Source organism: Streptomyces sp. C (assembly GCF_000158895.1).
Classification (GTDB): Bacteria; Actinomycetota; Actinomycetes; order Streptomycetales; family Streptomycetaceae; genus Streptomyces; species Streptomyces racemochromogenes.
In genome coordinates this window covers 303,937-317,956 of sequence record NZ_GG657750.1, presented here as the reverse complement: position 1 = coordinate 317,956, position 14,020 = coordinate 303,937, and the positions used below count along the sequence as shown (strand labels likewise).

Here is a 14,020-nt window from a genome sequence, read left to right as displayed (position 1 = left end):
TACTTGCCGCACAGCATCTCACGCGCCGGCGCCGCCGCCCCGCGGCCCGGTCCGCCGCCACGCCGCCCGGACCGACTCGAACGGCACCGCCCGCGCACGGCCCGCGCGTCGGCGGGGGAGTCCGCGATCACGTGCCCCGTACCGTGCGGGAGCAGCACCGCGTCACCCGCGCCCAGCGACACGGGCGGGCCGCCGTCCGGCAGCAGCCAGCAGCCGCCCTCCAGGACGACGTGGAAGCCGGCGCCGTCGTACGGGGGGAACCGCACGCACCAGCTGCCGTCCACCCGCATCCGGTCGGACGAGGGCCTGCCGACCCGTACGGCCGAGATCGCGTCGCTCACCACATCCACCGCGCGAGCCTATCCGGCGCACCCGAGTGAGCCGCTCCCGTATTCCGGAGAGCATCCTGAGCATTGAGCCGCTCACCGGGCCCTCCGTACAGTGATGATCATGGACAACGCGAACGGGAACAGCATGGTGCTCGGCGACGTCGAGGTCATCCGGGTGATCGAGTGGCAGGGGCCCTTCGGCCCCCTGACGGACCTGGTCCCCGATGCGGGGGAGCGGATGTGGAAGGACAACGGGCACTGGCTCGCCCCCGACCACGTGCGGGCCGAGGACGGCCGCGCGGTGATGGCCCTGCAGACCTGGGTGCTGCGCAGCGGCGGCACCACCGTCGTCGTCGACACCGGGGTCGGCAACGGGCGCGAACGCCCCGGCGCCCCGCTCTTCCACCGGCGGGAGGGCGACTTCCTGGGGGCCATGGCCCGCGCGGGCGTCGACCCGCAGGAGGTCGACTACGTCGTCAACACCCACGTGCACGCCGACCACGTCGGCTGGAACACCGTCGAGGACGCCGGGGAGTGGGTGCCCGCCTTCCCCAACGCCCGCTACCTGATCCCGGCCGCCGACGACCACCACTTCGGCCCGCGCGGCGGCTACGCCAAGGGGGCGCGGGAGGACGACCGGCTCATCTACGAGGACAGCGTCGCGCCCGTGCACCGGGCCGGCCAGGCCGTGCTCTGGGAAGGATCCCACCGCATCGACGAGCACCTCACCCTGGAGGCCGCCCCGGGCCACACCCCCGGCTCGTCGGTGCTGCGGCTGGCCTCGGGCTCCGACCGGGCCGTCTTCGTCGGCGACCTCGTCCACAGCCCGGTCCAGATCCTCGCCCCCTCCTGCAACAGCTGCTTCTGCGCGGACCCGCGGCAGGCCGCGGCCACCCGCCGGCAGGTCCTCGGGCGGGCCGCGGAGCTGCGGGAACTGGTGGTGCCCGCCCACTTCGGCGGCGGCGGAGCCGTCGAGATCCACCGGGAGGGGGAGGGCTTCGGCATCAGCCGGTGGGCCGCCTGACCCGAGCCGGATTGCGGTGTCGGATCATCGGACTGTTACGGTCCGGGGCATGCCGCACCTGGTCGCCCCCACCGCCCGCCTGTACTCCTCCTGGCTCGCCGCACAGGAGGAATGGGGACCCGACGCCCACATGGACGGGGCCGGGCTCGGCTCCGACGACGACGTCACGACCGTGCGCGGCTTCGCCGCCTGGACCGAGAAGCTGCGCGCCCGAGCCGACCGCACGGCGCCCGCCGAGCAGGGCCTGGTCCACGCCACCCACTGGTGGATGGCCGAGGGCGACACCTACCTCGGCGCCATCGACCTGCGGCACTACCTGAACGCCTTCCTGCTCGACGCGGGCGGGCCACATCGGCTACGGCGTCCGTCCCTCGGCGCGCGGACGCGGCCTGGCCGGCTGGGCCCTCGGCGAGGTCCTGCACGAGGCGCGGCTGCTCGGCATGGACCGGGTCCTGCTCACCTGCGACCCCGGCAACGGGGCCTCCGCCCGCACCATCGAGCGGGGCGGCGGCGTCCTGGAAGACGTACGGGAGACCCTGGTCGGCCCCAAGCGCCGCTACTGGATCACCCTCTGACGGCAGGGGTGGCGGAGGCGGGGGAGGCCGGTGATCCCTGCGCCAGCCCCGAGAGCTCCAGCGCGCGCAGCATGGCGGGCAGGTCCCAGTGGCCGCAGGTTTAAATATAGGCCAGTTCCTCCAGCGCCCGGGCCGTGAGCTCGCGGCGCACGGCGGCGTCCAGCAGCGCCGCCGCGGCCTCCTGGCGGTCCTCGAACGGGGCGCAGCGGCAACCGTCCCAGGTCCCGTAGAGCAGCAGGTTCACGTACTGCGGGCGCTCCGTGAAACGGCTCATCCCGCAGTCCAGGCCGTCGTCGTCCAGGTCCTCCGGGTAGGGCGCCCGGGCCCAGGTGCCGTCCTCGGACCAGTAGACGCAGCCCAGCTGCCAGCTGCCGAGCAGGTCGCGCAGGGTCTCGTACGGCAGCCAGTCCGGGCCCTGGGCCAGCATGTCCACGCCCGGCTCGTGCCACTTGACGGCGCTCGACTCGTCCTCGCCGTAGAGGACGTACCGGCCCCCGCCCCTCGGGGCGAAGGTCCACCAGGTGCAGCCGCAGTCGTCGAGGTGGAGCCCCTCCCCGTCGATCCAGTGCCCGCTGCGGTGGACGCCCTGGCCCTCCGCCTCGGTGCTTGCCTCCAGTACCGCGACCAGGGCCCAGCGCGCCCACAGCTCCTCGGCGGGCGGCAGGTCCCCGGGCAGGCCGGGGCGGTTGATGGTCATATCGGTGGAACCCCCATGGACGTGACGGGCGTTACGGACGTGACGGCCGTGCGCCGCCCGAGCCTATCGGGCCGGTGCCGGACGGCCGCCGCGGGCCGGGACCCGCGGCGGCCCGCCCTCATCGGGCGTTGCGCTCCGGCAGGTCCACGTCGGCCGGGGCCGGGGCGGACGCGAAGCCGCGGGCGTTCGCCTTCACCGGCTTCTTGCCGCAGAAGGCCCCTTCGAGGGTGCCGCCCAGGGCGGTGTTCGCCGCGCCCTGGTTCGAGGTGTTCGCCATGGCGCTGAGCGTGCGGGAGCCGTCGCGGGTGGCGAAGGCGTAGGTGTAGAAGCCCTGCACGGTGCCCGTGTGCCCGTACACCGACGTACCGCAGGACAGGTCGTAGCGGCGCAGGCCCAGCCCGTAGAAGCGGGTGTTGGTCGCGTCGGTGGGCGTCATCGTCAGCATCTGGTCCAGCAGGGCGGGCTTCACCAGCTTCCCGCTCACCAGTGCCGACATGAAGGTGGCGAGGTCCGCCGGGTTGGAGATCATCGCGCCGGCGGACTGGGCCCACGACACCGTCTGCTCGGTGGAGTCGACCAGCGGGGCGCCGGCCTCGTCCGGGGTGAGGTAGCCGTGCGCGTGCAGTCCCTTGATCTTGGTGTCGGGGTGCACGTACGAGGTGTCGCGCAGCTTCAGCGGCTTGATGATGCGGCGCTCGTACTCCTTGGCCACCGGGCGGGCCGTCGCCTTCTCGATGAGCATCCCGACGACCACGAAGTTGGTGTTCGAGTACTTGTACGCGACGCCCGGCTCCGTCGTGCGGGGCTCGGCCAGGGAGAGCTTGACCAGCTCGTCGTAGCCGAACACCTTGTTCCGCACGGCCTCGAAGCCGGGAACGGTCTTGTCGAACATGGCGTTCGTGTAGTCCGCCAGCCCGCTGCGGTGGGTCAGCAGGTGCCGCACGGTGATCCGGTCGTCGGGCAGCAGCCCGGGCAGGTAGCGGTTGACCGGCTGGTCCAGCTCGATCTTCTTCTCGTCGACGAGCTGGAGCAGCACGACCGTCGAGAACGTCTTGGTGACGCTGCCGATCCGGAAGCGGGCCTGCGGGTCCATGGCCTGACCGGTGACCTTGTCGCGCACCCCGACCTTCTCGACCAGGGTCTTCCTCCCGTCGCCGATGCGGGCCAGCGCGCCGGGCGCCCCCGCTGCGGTGGTGTTGCGCAACGCCTGGGCCACGGCCTCCAGATCGGGGTCCGGCAGGGTGGCGGCGGCCGCTCCGGCGGCCTGCGGGAAGGCGGCCGGCGCGGCCTGGGCGGCGGTGGCGGGCACCACGGCGGCGACCGTGGCCAGCAGGGCGGCGCTGACGGCCAGACGGCGGTTCAGGGGCAGGGGCACGTTGTTCCTCTTACTCGGTCGGTGCGGTTCCCGGGACCCGGACGCCGTCTGCCGAAGGGGTCGAGGGGCAGCCGGCGGTCCGAATCGATCAAGAGCTTACGCAAGATCACGCAAAGCAGGTCATCGCGGTTCCCGGCCGAGACGACGTCACCATCCCCGAGCCGACGGCCCGTTGACGTTCCGTAGGATCGACCGGTGACGACGACCTACGTGCTCGACGGCGCGCTGATCCACACCCTGGACGACTTCTGGCGGGTCGTGGGCGAGGCCGTCAACGGCCCCGGCGGCTATTTCGGCAAGAACCTCGACGCCTTCAACGACTGCCTGCGCGGCGGGTTCGGCACGCCGGAGGACGGCTCCTTCACGCTGGAGTGGCACGACCACCGCCGCTCCCGGCAGGCCCTGGGCCACGAGGAGACCGCCCGGGTGCTGGAGGACCGGCTGCGCCGCTGCCACCCCACCCACCGCGAACGGGTCGCCCAGGACCTGGCGGCCGCCCGCGGGGGCCGCGGCCCGACGGTCTTCGACTGGCTGGTGGAGATCATCGAACACCAGCGCCCGGGCGGCCTCGTGCTCCGCTAGGCCGTGCCTTTCGGACCAGGCGTGCCTCTCGGACCAGGCCGTTTCTTTTTCGGACCAGGCCGAGCCCGCGGCACGGGAAGCCGTCGGCCGGAACGGGGCCGGCACCGGGCGCCCGGCGAAATCCGCCCCGCCGAAATATGATGGCCCTGGATCTTCGCGTCGCGGGAGCAGGGAGCCCATGCACATACCCCGGAGGGGTCCGTGACCCCTCGGCGCCAACCGCACCGGCCCGACAGCGCCGACCTGCTGAGCATGCTGGGCCGGCTCAGCGCCCAGGCGCGGGAAGGGGCGCGGTTCCAGCACGCCCGGGTGGAGCTGGCCGAGGCCCTCCAGCGCGAGATGCTGCCGTCCTCCCTGCCCGTCCTGCCGGGGCTGCGCACGGCCGCCCGTTACGCGCCCGCCCAGCACGGCCTGGAGATCGGCGGTGACTGGTACGACGGGTTCCGGGTGGCCGGGGACGCCCTCGCCTTCTCCATCGGCGACGTACAGGGGCACGACGTGGCCGCCGCCGCCTTCATGGGGCAGGTCAGGGTCTGCCTGCGCGCCGTGGGGGCCGTCGTCGCCGACCCCGGCGAGGTGCTCGGCCGGGCCAACGACGTCCTGCTCTCCCTCGACAGCGAACTGTTCGCCACCTGCAGCCTGCTCCGCTACGACCCGTGCACCGGCGACCTCGCCAGCGCCCGGGCCGGCCACGTGCCGACCGTCTGGGCCACCGCCGCCGGCCGGTACGGACTCGCCGAGGACGAGGGCGGCCCGCCCCTGGGCACGGTCCCCGGCGCGCGGTACTCGGTCACCCGGCGCCGGCTGACCGAGCCGGGCTCGATCGTCCTGCTCACCGACGGCGTCGTCGAGGGCCCGGCGTTCCCGATCGAGGTGGGCCTGGAGCGGGTGCTGCGGATCGTCCGGGAGGCGGCGGGCGGCGACCCCGACGAGCTGGCGGCCGAGGTGATGAAGGTGGCCGACTCCACCGGCCACGCCGACGACGCCGCGGTGCTCGTCCTCAGCCACGGCGCGGCGGACGCCTGATGCCCGCCGGGCGTGTCACGCGCCGTGCCGGCGGCAGGGCTGTTGTCTGATGCTGTGGTGCGCACCGTGCAATGGCGAGGTCCGTCCGAGGCGCTCCTGCGGATCCTCGGGGTCGCCGCCGCCTACTACCTGGGCGGCCGGCTCGGCCTGCTGCGGCAGGTGGTCGTCGAGGGCTCGGTCGTCACACCCCTGTGGCCGCCCACCGGCATCGCCCTCGCGGCCCTGCTCTGGTTCGGACCGCGGGTCTGGCCGGGCATCGCCCTCGGCACGTACCTCGCCATCGAGGGGATCAGCGCGTTCAGCCCCGTCGACCTCCTCATCGTCCTCGGGAACACCCTCGCCCCGCTGTGCGCGTACGCCCTGCTGCGCCGCGTCGGCTTCCGGCCCGAGCTCGACCGGCTGCGGGACGGGCTGGCGCTGGTCTTCGCCGGCGGCCTGCTGCCGACGCTGGTCAGCGCCACCGGCGGCGCCGGGACGCTGCTGCTCACCGGTGACCTGCCGGCGGCGAAGTTCTGGGGGGTGTGGGCGGCCTGGTGGGCCGGGGACACCATGGGCGTGCTGCTGGTGACCCCGCTGCTGCTGGTCCTGCGCGGGGCCCGGCCGCCCCGGGACCCCTACCGGGTGGCCGAGGCGCTCGCCCTGATGACGGCGGCCGGGGTGGTCACGGCCGTCGCCGCCCGGAGCAGCCTGTCGCTGCTCTTCCTCGTCTTCCCGCTGCTCATCTGGGCCGCCGTCCGCTTCCAGCTGGCCGGCAGCGCGCCCTGCGCCCTGCTGGTGTCGGTGCTGGCCGTGGGAGCGGCGATCGACCAGGCGGGGCCCTTCGCCCGCCACAGCCTGCTGGAGATCATGGTCAACCTCCAGGCGCTCAACGGGGCGGCGGCCCTCACCGGCCTGCTGCTGTCGGCGATGGTCACCGAGCAGAACAACATCCGCCTGAAGATCGAGGAGGTGTGCGAGGACCTGGCAGAGGTGGTGGCCCACCTCGCCCCCGGCCGGCGGGACGAGTGAGCCGGCGGGAGGAGTGACGGGACGAGCGATCAGGGCAGCGGTACCCCCCGGGCCGTGGTCCACAGTTCGTACCACTCCTCGTGCGTGAGGTCGGGCGGGTTCAGGGCCGCGTCCCGGCAGGCCCGGATCCGGTCGGGGCGGGCCGTGCCGATCACCGGCGCGATGCCGGCCGGGTGCCGCGTCAGCCACCACAGCAGCACCGACTCCGGGGTGGTGCCCTTCTTCCGCGCCAGCCCTTCGAGGAGGGCGGCGGTGGCCCGTTCGGCCGGTGTCCGCTGCCGGCCCGTGAACCGGCCCTGGGCGAGCGCACCCCAGGCCTGGAGCCGGATGCCGTGGTCGAGGCAGTGCTCCAGCGTCCCGGGGGCGAAGCCGTGGCCGGCGCCCTCGGGGGTGTTGAGTAGCACACCGGACTCCACCCAGGCTCGGCTGTGCAGGCTCATCTCCAGCTGGTTGGCGACCAGCGGCACGTCCAGGCGCGCCTGGAGGCGGGCGATCTGCGGGGCGCCCGTGTTGGAGACCCCGAAGGCGCGGACCAGTCCCCGGCGGTGCAGGGACGTCAGGGCGGCCGCGACCTCGTCCGGGTCGGCCAGCGGGTCGGGGCGGTGCAGCAGGAGCACGTCGATGACGTCGGTCCGCAGCCGTTCCAGGCTCTCCTCGACGCGCCGGAGAAGGCGGGGCCGCGCAGGTCGTACATGCCGGGGCCGCCGTCGCCGCCGGGCAGGCGGATGCCGCACTTGGTCTGGAGGGTGACGCGCTCCCGGAGTCCGGGCGTCCGGGCCAGCACCTCGCCGAAGACCGCCTCCGCCTTGCCGTGCCGGTAGATGTCGGCGTGGTCGAAGACGGTGATCCCGATGTCGAGGGCGGCGTGCACGGCCTCCTCGGCGGCGTCGACGTCCCGGGGGCCGTACGGGCCGGGCTCCCAGCTACCGCCCAGCCCCATGCACCCGTACAGCAGCCGCCCGCCGCCCCTGCCCGTCTCCGCGTTCACCGTCACGGGGCAAGCCTAGGGAGCGGGGCCCGAAGCCCGGGGAGCGGGGTCAGTGGCGGCGGCGGTGGGTGCGGGCCTGGCAGGTCCACCAGGTGACGGCGCCGATCAGTCCGCCCAGCCACCACAGCAGCACCGCCGGGGCCGCCGCGTACGAGGGCCACACCAGCCATCCCAGGGCCCAGCCGGTGGCGACGACCGCCAGCGGCGGGACGGCCGCGTAGGCCCACGGGGGCGCGCGGCGCGCCAGCCGGACGGCCAGGCGGCCGAAGGCGAACGCGGCCAGGGCGAAGCCGTTGAGCAGGAGCAGCCCCATGAGCCCCATGGTCGGTGCCTCCGGTTTCGGGAACGGGAGGACGATACGCCACCGGCGGGGCCGTGAACGAGTGCCTCAGTGCCCCCTGCTCACGCGCGTGGGCGGCGCGGGGCCTGATCCGGGCACCGGCGTACGGGCCGGGGGGATGGTGACCCTCCGGCCCCTACGGCCGTCCGGTGCCTGCGGTGCGGTGCGGTGCGATGCGGTGCCGGGCTTCGGCCCGGCCTACCAATAGTGCCGTCGTCCTCCGACGGAGTGTCCGACGGCTCCCAGGACCCACAGGACAAGACCGATGAGGACCAGGATGAGGCCGATAGTCCAGAGGATGGATATGCCGACGACCCAGCCGACGATCAGCAGAATGACACCCAGAATGATCATGACTTTCTCCGATCTTCGGTGGGCGTCTTCCCACATACCGCGCCGCGATGCATCCACATGCGGTCGAACCGGAACCGGGCCGCCCGCGGCCCCCCGCGGTGACACCGCGACTACTCTGGGGTGAACACGCGGCGCAGCCACGCCGCGACGCATCCGACCCAGGGGGAATGGAATGGCACTTCGGCCTGCCGTCGTCGATCTGCTGGAGCTCAGCCCGGACTTCGTACGGGACCCGTACCCGGTCTACGCCGCACTGCGGGAGCGGGGCCCCGTGCACCACGTACGGACGCCCGACGGCGAGCACATGTGGCTCGTCGTCGGCCACGAGGCCTGTCGTACGGCCTTCACCGACCCGCGGCTGAGCCGCGACTGGCGCCGCTCCGGGGACGTCGGCCAGATCATCAACGCCGAACAGGACCACCCGGCGCTGGCGCACATGCTGATGTCCGACCCGCCGGACCACACCCGCCTGCGCCGCCTGGTGGCCCGGGAGTTCACCCCGCGGCGCATCGAGGCCCTGGCGCCGCGCATCCAGCAGATCACCGACGGACTGCTCGACGCCATGGAGGCGAACGGCGACCGCCGCGGCGACCTGGTGGAGGCCTTCGCCTTCCCGCTGCCGATGACCGTCATCTGCGAACTCCTGGGCGTCCCCGCCCTGGACCGCGAGGCGTTCCGCGGCTGGTCCAACGAGATGGTCGCCCGCACCAGCGCGGAGGCCGAGGCCCGCGCGTACGAGGAGATGCCCCGGTACCTGGGCGGCCTCATCGACGCCAAGCGCGCCGAACCGGGCGACGACCTGCTCAGCGCGATGATCCACGCCGTCGACGAGGGCGGCGACCGGCTCTCGCCCGCGGAGCTGATAGGCATGTGCGTCCTGCTGCTCATCGCCGGGCACGAGACCACCGTCAACATGATCGGCAACGGCATGCGCGCCCTGTTCGCCCACCCCGGGCAGCTCGCCGACCTGCGCGCGGACCTCGGCCTGCTGGACGGCGCCATCGAGGAGATGCTGCGCTACGACGGGCCGGTGGAGACCTGCACCGAGCGACTCGCCCTGGAGGACGTGGAGATGGGCGGGACGGTGATCCCCAAGGGGTCCGCCGTCCTGATCGCCATGGCGGACGCGGACCGCGACCCGGCGCGCTTCGAGGACCCCGACCGCTTCGACATCCGCCGTGACGCGCGCGGCCACATCGCCTTCGGTCACGGCCTCCACTACTGCCTCGGCGCGCCGCTGGCCCGGATGGAGGGGCGGATCGCGCTCCGGTCCCTGCTGGAGCGCTTCCCGGACCTGGAGGGCGACGCCGACGCCGCCAAGCTCTCCTGGGTGCCCGGCATGCTGATCCGGGGCGTACGGGAACTCCCCGTCCGCTGGTGACCGGCGCGCCCTACTCCTGGGCCAGGAGGTGCCGTTCGGCCGCCAGGACCGCCTCGTGGGTGGTGGGGCGGCCCATCAGGACGCACAGGGTGTAGGCCACGTCGTCCATGGCCCGCAGCGTGCCCGGGTCCGTGGGGGCGGCCGCGAGGCGGGCCTGGCAGCCGCGCAGGCGTGAGAGGACCTCCTCGGTCCGCAGGCGGCTCGGCAGGATCCCCACGCCCCGGAAGGCCCCGGGCGGCAGCGGGGTGCGGGCCGCCTGCACCGCCCGGTGCAGGGCGCGTTGCACCCGCCCGGGCACCGGCAGGCCCAGCGACCCGGCCACCATCGCCTCCGCGGCCTGCGCGGCGGTGATCCGGGCCCGCTCGGCCGCCGCCAGCAGGATCTGCTTCGCCTCGCGGGCCGAACACGGGGCGGCGGCCATCACCAGGCCCAGTGCCCACAGCTCGGTCGGCGCCTGCCCGATCGGCCGTTCCGCGAGGGGAGCGGCCTGCGCCGCGAGGGCGGCGGCGGACGGCGGGTCACCAGGAGACGCCACGTGAGGATCCCTTCGGCGGGGCATGTGCCCTCCCACGCTGACACAGCCCCCGGGGTTCCGCACGTCCCGTCCCGCGCGGCCGCCGCCCGTCAGAACGCGGAGTTGGCGGACCAGAGGTCGAGGAGGGCGCCGTCGCCGGTGGTGTGCACGCCCGGTGCGGTGCGGTCCAGCCGGCCGTAGAGCAGGAGCAGCAGGTCCGCCGCCCCCGCCCGGACCTCCGCCGCGGCGGGCACCGGCAGGCCGTCCCCATCGAGGTCCGCGTCGAGGCCGAAACCGTCGGGCCGCAGCCGGACCAGCCAGGTGCCGTCCGTGTCGGTGCACCGGAACCGGACGGCCTCGCCGGACCCGCGCAGCTGTGCGACCTTCGGCGCGAACAGCACCGCGAAGGGCAGGTTGGCGAGGAACTCGTCCACGCCGTCCCGCGCGAGCGCGGGGTCGATGACCGAGGGGAGTCCGAGCGCCCGTTCGGCGTCGACCCGGTGCACCAGCGTCTCGAACAGCATCCGGCGGATCCAGAACCGGGCGTGCCCGTCCGCGCCCCAGACCCACATCGGGGCGTCCGGGTCGGTGTCCGCGAAGACCTCGGCCGCCTCGGCGGCGCCGGCCCTCAGCCATTCGGCGTAACCGTCCTGGCGCTCGGGCAGCCGCAGGTCCACCTCGCGGCCGGCCGGGGGCTGCTGGATCCGCTGCCGCAGCAGCACCGAGAACCAGCGGTGCACGCCGCCGGCGTGCCGGACCAGGTCGGCCAGGGTCCAGCCGGGGCAGGTGGGTACGGGGACCGTCAGGTCGGCGTCCGCGAGCAGGGCCGCGAAGCGGGCGGCCTCCGCCGCCACCGCCGCCCCGTGGTCGATCCGGTCGGCCGTGTGCATGGTGGGGGGAGTCCTTCCGTCCTGTCGTGCGCGCTCGGTCCGCACTCTTTCACAGGCCCGCGGCGGAGGGTCTCACCGGCCCGCGGCCGGCCCCTCCCACAGGCCGCGCAGGTGCGCGTGGAGCACCTCCTCGGCCTCCCGCGGGCCGAGGTGCCCGATCAGGACGTGCGTGGTGAGGCCGTCCGCCAGGGCCAGGACGGCGTGCGCCTCGCGCTGCGGGTCGAGGCGCGCCGGCCCGCCCGCGCCCTCGCAGGCCTCCGCGATGAGCCGGGCGAACGCCGCGTGCAGGGCCGCGTAGTTCGCCCTCAGCGTCTCGGCCAGTGGTGCGCTGACGGCGGCCTGCGCGACGAAGGCCAGCCAGACCCGGGCCTCGGCCCGGTGTTCCTCCCGCAGCAGTGCGACCTCGGTGGCCGCGTGGCCCAGGGCGGACGCGGCCGACTGGGCGGGGCTGCGGACCAGCCGGGCCCGTACGCGTTCGCCGATGGCCTCGCCGACGTACCCGAGGGCGAAGAGCAGCATCTCGTCCTTCGTGGCGAAGCACCGCTGCACGGCGCCCATCGACACCTCGGCGCGGGCCGCCACGTCGCGCAGCGTGACGCCCTCCAGTCCGCGTTCGTCGGCGAGGCGGCAGACGGCCTCGGCGATGAGCCGGCGCCGCCCCTCGTGGTCCACCTGCCGGGGCATGCGCACCCGCCTTTCCGCTCCGGCCCGACCGGGCCGCCCGCCGCACGTTCGTGCACCCCACCACCTTATTCGATGCGAGCGCATCGGTTCCTCGGCTATGGTTCCGATGCAAGCGCATCACAACGACAACGAGCAGGGAGTACGGGGAACATGCGGGAGACACGGGAGACACCGGAGACGCAGGAAGCCCTCTGGCAGCGGCCGGCCGCCGAACAGGCGCGCGCCGTACGCGGCGGAGAGGTCTCGGCGGTGGAACTCGTCCAGAGCCACCTGGAGCGGATCGCCGAGGTCAACCCGGCGGTGAACGCGGTGACCCAGCTGATGGCGGACCGGGCGCTCGAAGCCGCCGCCGCGACGGACCGCCGCCGGGCCGCGGGCGAGCCGCTCGGCCCCCTGGCGGGCGTGCCGTTCACCGTCAAGGAGACCACCCCCGTCGAGGGCGTGCCGACCACGTTCGGCGTCGAGCGCTTCCGCCACTTCACCGCGGCCGCCGACGCGCCCCCCGTGGCCCGGCTCCGCGCCGCGGGCGCCGTACCGATCGGGCACTCCAACATGCCCACCCTGATCCTCGCCGGGATGCACACGCGCAGCGAGCTCTTCGGCGACACCTCCAACCCCTGGGACCCCGCCCGCACCCCGGGCGGCACCAGCGGGGGCGACGCGGCCGCCGTCGCCACCGGCATGGCGGCGCTCGGCCTCGGCAACGACTCCGGGGGCTCCATCCGCGTCCCCGCCCAGTTCTGCGGCGTGGCCGGGCTGAAGCCCACCACCGGGCGCTTCCCCGCCGACCACCGCGTCCTCGGCCCCGACGACCCCGGACCGGCCTCCCAGATGCTGGTGACCGACGGCCCCCTCGCCCGCCGCGTGGGCGACCTCCGGCTCGCCTACGAGGCGCTGGCCGGCGCCGATCCGCGCGACCCCCGCTCGGTGCCCGTCCCCGTGTACGGGCCCCCGCTCCCCGGCCCCGTGAAGGTCGCGGTGGTGGCCGACCCCGGCGGGCGCGGAGTCCACCCGGCGGTCCGCGCCGCGGTCGCCGACGCGGCCGGGGCCCTGCGCGACGCCGGCTACGACGTGCGCGAGGTGACGGACGTGCCCCGGCTGGACGAGGCCCTCGAAGCCTACGACCGGATCACCATGACCGAATTCGCCCCGAGCTGGCCCGCGGTGCGCACGCTCCTGGGCGAGGGCGGGGACCGCTACATCCAGATGGCGATGGAGAAGACCCCGCCCGCCACCGCCGAGGAGCTCGTCCGGCTCATGGGCACCTGGCTGGGCATCCGCCGCTCGTGGGCCGAGTTCCTCGACGAGTACCCGCTGCTGCTCGGCCCCTCCTTCACCGAACCGCCCGTCGAACCGGGACTGGAGTCCCGCGACCGCGCCGGCCGGGACCGCGTGGCCTCGGGCATGCGGCTGTGCACGGCCACCAGCTTCACGGGCCTGCCCGCCGTGGCCGTCCCGACCGGGCTGTACGACGGGCTGCCCGGCGGGGTGCAGATCGTCGGACGGGCCTTCCGGGAGGACCTGTGCCTGGACGCGGCCCAGGCGGTGGAGGACCGGCTGGGAGTCCTCACCCCGCTCGACCCGCGCCCGGCGGGCTGATACCGGCGCGGCACCCCGGAAGATCCACCCCTTAGGGTTTGCCCATGGGTTTGACAGCAGGTCACGAGCAGGGAGCCCCGCCCGGTCCGACGGCGCCGGCGCAGGGCTGGCAGGCACCGAGCGCGGTCGAACGGGGGCTGTACGAGGCGAGGACGCGCGGCGACTGGCCCGCGTACTACGACCTCGTCGCCCGCGCCGACCTGTACATGATGCAGTCGCGGGCGGACGTCGACGCGAGGCCGGGCAACACCCGGTTCCACCCGTACTGGAACCCGGGGACCGGGACCATGTGCCTGGCCGTCTACACGGGCGGCATGCTCCCGCCCCCCGCCGCCGACCCCGTCTACAACTGCTACGACCTGGGCTGGTTCGCGAAGGTCTGGAACCCGGACGACCCGCCCTACCTCGTCGTCAACCCCGGAAGCCCCTGCGAGGGCGTACTGCCGGCCGGACCGGAGGGCCGCGCCCTGTGGCAGCGGCACTCCGCCCCCGTGGACCGGCCCGGACTCGCCCGGGACGCCATCCACACCCTGGAGGTGGGCGGCCCCCGCAGCGGCCAGGTCGCCTTCGGCCTCGGGGTCGGCGCGCACATCAACGTGCGCAACGGCCGCTACTGGAAACGCGATGGCCTACCACGGCTGCGGCTACCTCGAC

At 74.4% G+C, this 14,020-nt stretch carries 17 protein-coding genes and 1 pseudogene; 8 read left to right on the top strand and 10 right to left on the bottom strand.

What is annotated here, in order from left to right; genetic code table 11:
* Positions 1 to 350, bottom strand: a 350-nt coding sequence (locus tag SSNG_RS01690; RefSeq protein ID WP_042800384.1) for a cupin domain-containing protein, incomplete at its 3' end; no start/stop codon positions are given.
* 94 nt (positions 351 to 444) lie between these two features.
* Between SSNG_RS01690 and SSNG_RS01685 the strand changes: the two genes are divergently transcribed.
* Positions 445 to 1,353: an MBL fold metallo-hydrolase gene (locus tag SSNG_RS01685; protein WP_042800383.1), complete on the top strand. Its 909-nt coding sequence runs from the start codon at positions 445 to 447 to the stop codon at positions 1,351 to 1,353.
* Between the two features lie 350 nt (positions 1,354 to 1,703).
* A complete protein-coding gene (locus SSNG_RS43360; protein ID WP_347232494.1) occupies positions 1,704 to 1,928 on the top strand; it encodes a GNAT family N-acetyltransferase in 225 nt (74 codons plus the stop codon).
* Positions 1,929 to 2,028: 100 nt separating this feature from the next.
* Here the strand turns inward: SSNG_RS43360 and SSNG_RS38995 are convergent, their stop codons facing one another.
* Positions 2,029 to 2,625 carry a hypothetical protein gene (locus SSNG_RS38995; RefSeq protein ID WP_007262047.1) on the bottom strand — a complete coding sequence of 199 codons (597 nt, stop codon included), beginning with the start codon at positions 2,623 to 2,625 and terminating at the stop codon, positions 2,029 to 2,031.
* A 118-nt stretch (positions 2,626 to 2,743) separates the two neighbouring features.
* Positions 2,744 to 4,000, bottom strand: coding sequence for a serine hydrolase domain-containing protein (locus SSNG_RS01670; RefSeq protein WP_042800382.1), 1,257 nt, complete (start codon positions 3,998 to 4,000; stop codon positions 2,744 to 2,746).
* A 195-nt stretch (positions 4,001 to 4,195) separates the two neighbouring features.
* Here SSNG_RS01670 and SSNG_RS01665 point away from each other — a divergent pair, with 195 nt between their 5' ends.
* The 3 genes from SSNG_RS01665 to SSNG_RS01655 all read left to right on the top strand — a co-directional run bounded on the left by SSNG_RS01665 (position 4,196) and on the right by SSNG_RS01655 (position 6,616).
* The gene (locus SSNG_RS01665) at positions 4,196 to 4,582 is read left to right on the top strand and encodes a barstar family protein (protein ID WP_007262045.1); all 387 of its coding nucleotides are present in this window, start codon (positions 4,196 to 4,198) and stop codon (positions 4,580 to 4,582) included.
* Positions 4,583 to 4,834: 252 nt separating this feature from the next.
* Positions 4,835 to 5,608, top strand: a complete 774-nt coding sequence (locus SSNG_RS01660) for a PP2C family protein-serine/threonine phosphatase (RefSeq protein WP_050779821.1) — start codon at positions 4,835 to 4,837, stop codon at positions 5,606 to 5,608.
* Positions 5,609 to 5,662: 54 nt separating this feature from the next.
* Entirely contained in the window at positions 5,663 to 6,616 is a 954-nt protein-coding gene (locus tag SSNG_RS01655) for an MASE1 domain-containing protein (RefSeq protein WP_042800381.1), read from the top strand.
* A 29-nt stretch (positions 6,617 to 6,645) separates the two neighbouring features.
* Here the strand turns inward: SSNG_RS01655 and SSNG_RS01650 are convergent, their stop codons facing one another.
* The 4 genes from SSNG_RS01650 to SSNG_RS43355 all read right to left on the bottom strand — a co-directional run bounded on the left by SSNG_RS01650 (position 6,646) and on the right by SSNG_RS43355 (position 8,298).
* Entirely contained in the window at positions 6,646 to 7,263 is a 618-nt protein-coding gene (locus SSNG_RS01650; protein WP_347232493.1) for an aldo/keto reductase, read from the bottom strand.
* Entirely contained in the window at positions 7,173 to 7,610 is a 438-nt protein-coding gene (locus SSNG_RS44700; protein ID WP_277752132.1) for an aldo/keto reductase, read from the bottom strand. The genes SSNG_RS01650 and SSNG_RS44700 overlap by 91 nt, the downstream gene beginning before the upstream one ends.
* Before the next feature lie 43 nt (positions 7,611 to 7,653).
* Positions 7,654 to 7,917, bottom strand: coding sequence for a hypothetical protein (locus SSNG_RS01645; protein ID WP_129593273.1), 264 nt, complete (start codon positions 7,915 to 7,917; stop codon positions 7,654 to 7,656).
* Between the two features lie 225 nt (positions 7,918 to 8,142).
* Complete coding sequence (locus SSNG_RS43355; protein ID WP_241694967.1) at positions 8,143 to 8,298, bottom strand: DUF6131 family protein; 156 nt, start codon at positions 8,296 to 8,298, stop codon at positions 8,143 to 8,145.
* 172 nt (positions 8,299 to 8,470) lie between these two features.
* On the opposite strand from SSNG_RS43355, the gene SSNG_RS01640 reads away from it, so the two are divergent.
* Positions 8,471 to 9,679, top strand: coding sequence for a cytochrome P450 (locus SSNG_RS01640; protein ID WP_007262039.1), 1,209 nt, complete (start codon positions 8,471 to 8,473; stop codon positions 9,677 to 9,679).
* Between the two features lie 10 nt (positions 9,680 to 9,689).
* Here the strand turns inward: SSNG_RS01640 and SSNG_RS38990 are convergent, their stop codons facing one another.
* From SSNG_RS38990 to SSNG_RS01625, 3 genes are all read right to left on the bottom strand, one after another.
* Positions 9,690 to 10,214, bottom strand: coding sequence for a DUF5133 domain-containing protein (locus SSNG_RS38990; RefSeq protein ID WP_050779512.1), 525 nt, complete (start codon positions 10,212 to 10,214; stop codon positions 9,690 to 9,692).
* 89 nt (positions 10,215 to 10,303) lie between these two features.
* Positions 10,304 to 11,083: a maleylpyruvate isomerase family mycothiol-dependent enzyme gene (locus tag SSNG_RS01630; protein WP_007262037.1), complete on the bottom strand. Its 780-nt coding sequence runs from the start codon at positions 11,081 to 11,083 to the stop codon at positions 10,304 to 10,306.
* Positions 11,084 to 11,155: 72 nt separating this feature from the next.
* Positions 11,156 to 11,767 (bottom strand): TetR/AcrR family transcriptional regulator, encoded by a 612-nt coding sequence (locus SSNG_RS01625; RefSeq protein WP_042802740.1) that lies wholly within the window; start codon positions 11,765 to 11,767, stop codon positions 11,156 to 11,158.
* A 150-nt stretch (positions 11,768 to 11,917) separates the two neighbouring features.
* Between SSNG_RS01625 and SSNG_RS01620 the strand changes: the two genes are divergently transcribed.
* Positions 11,918 to 13,366, top strand: coding sequence for an amidase (locus tag SSNG_RS01620; protein ID WP_007262035.1), 1,449 nt, complete (start codon positions 11,918 to 11,920; stop codon positions 13,364 to 13,366).
* 44 nt (positions 13,367 to 13,410) lie between these two features.
* A pseudogene (locus SSNG_RS01615) lies at positions 13,411 to 14,020 on the top strand (hypothetical protein); the annotation flags it as partial.

Coding starts and splice junctions, on each gene's coding strand:
- SSNG_RS01685 (WP_042800383.1), top strand. CDS start 445: ATGATCATGGACAACGCGAACGGGAACAGCATGGTGCTCGGCGACGTC.
- SSNG_RS38995 (WP_007262047.1), bottom strand. CDS start 2,625: ATGACCATCAACCGCCCCGGCCTGCCCGGGGACCTGCCGCCCGCCGAG.
- SSNG_RS01660 (WP_050779821.1), top strand. CDS start 4,835: ATGCTGGGCCGGCTCAGCGCCCAGGCGCGGGAAGGGGCGCGGTTCCAG.
- SSNG_RS01645 (WP_129593273.1), bottom strand. CDS start 7,917: ATGGGGCTGCTCCTGCTCAACGGCTTCGCCCTGGCCGCGTTCGCCTTC.
- SSNG_RS43355 (WP_241694967.1), bottom strand. CDS start 8,298: ATGATCATTCTGGGTGTCATTCTGCTGATCGTCGGCTGGGTCGTCGGC.
- SSNG_RS01640 (WP_007262039.1), top strand. CDS start 8,471: ATGGCACTTCGGCCTGCCGTCGTCGATCTGCTGGAGCTCAGCCCGGAC.
- SSNG_RS01630 (WP_007262037.1), bottom strand. CDS start 11,083: ATGCACACGGCCGACCGGATCGACCACGGGGCGGCGGTGGCGGCGGAG.
- SSNG_RS01625 (WP_042802740.1), bottom strand. CDS start 11,767: ATGCCCCGGCAGGTGGACCACGAGGGGCGGCGCCGGCTCATCGCCGAG.
- SSNG_RS01620 (WP_007262035.1), top strand. CDS start 11,918: ATGCGGGAGACACGGGAGACACCGGAGACGCAGGAAGCCCTCTGGCAG.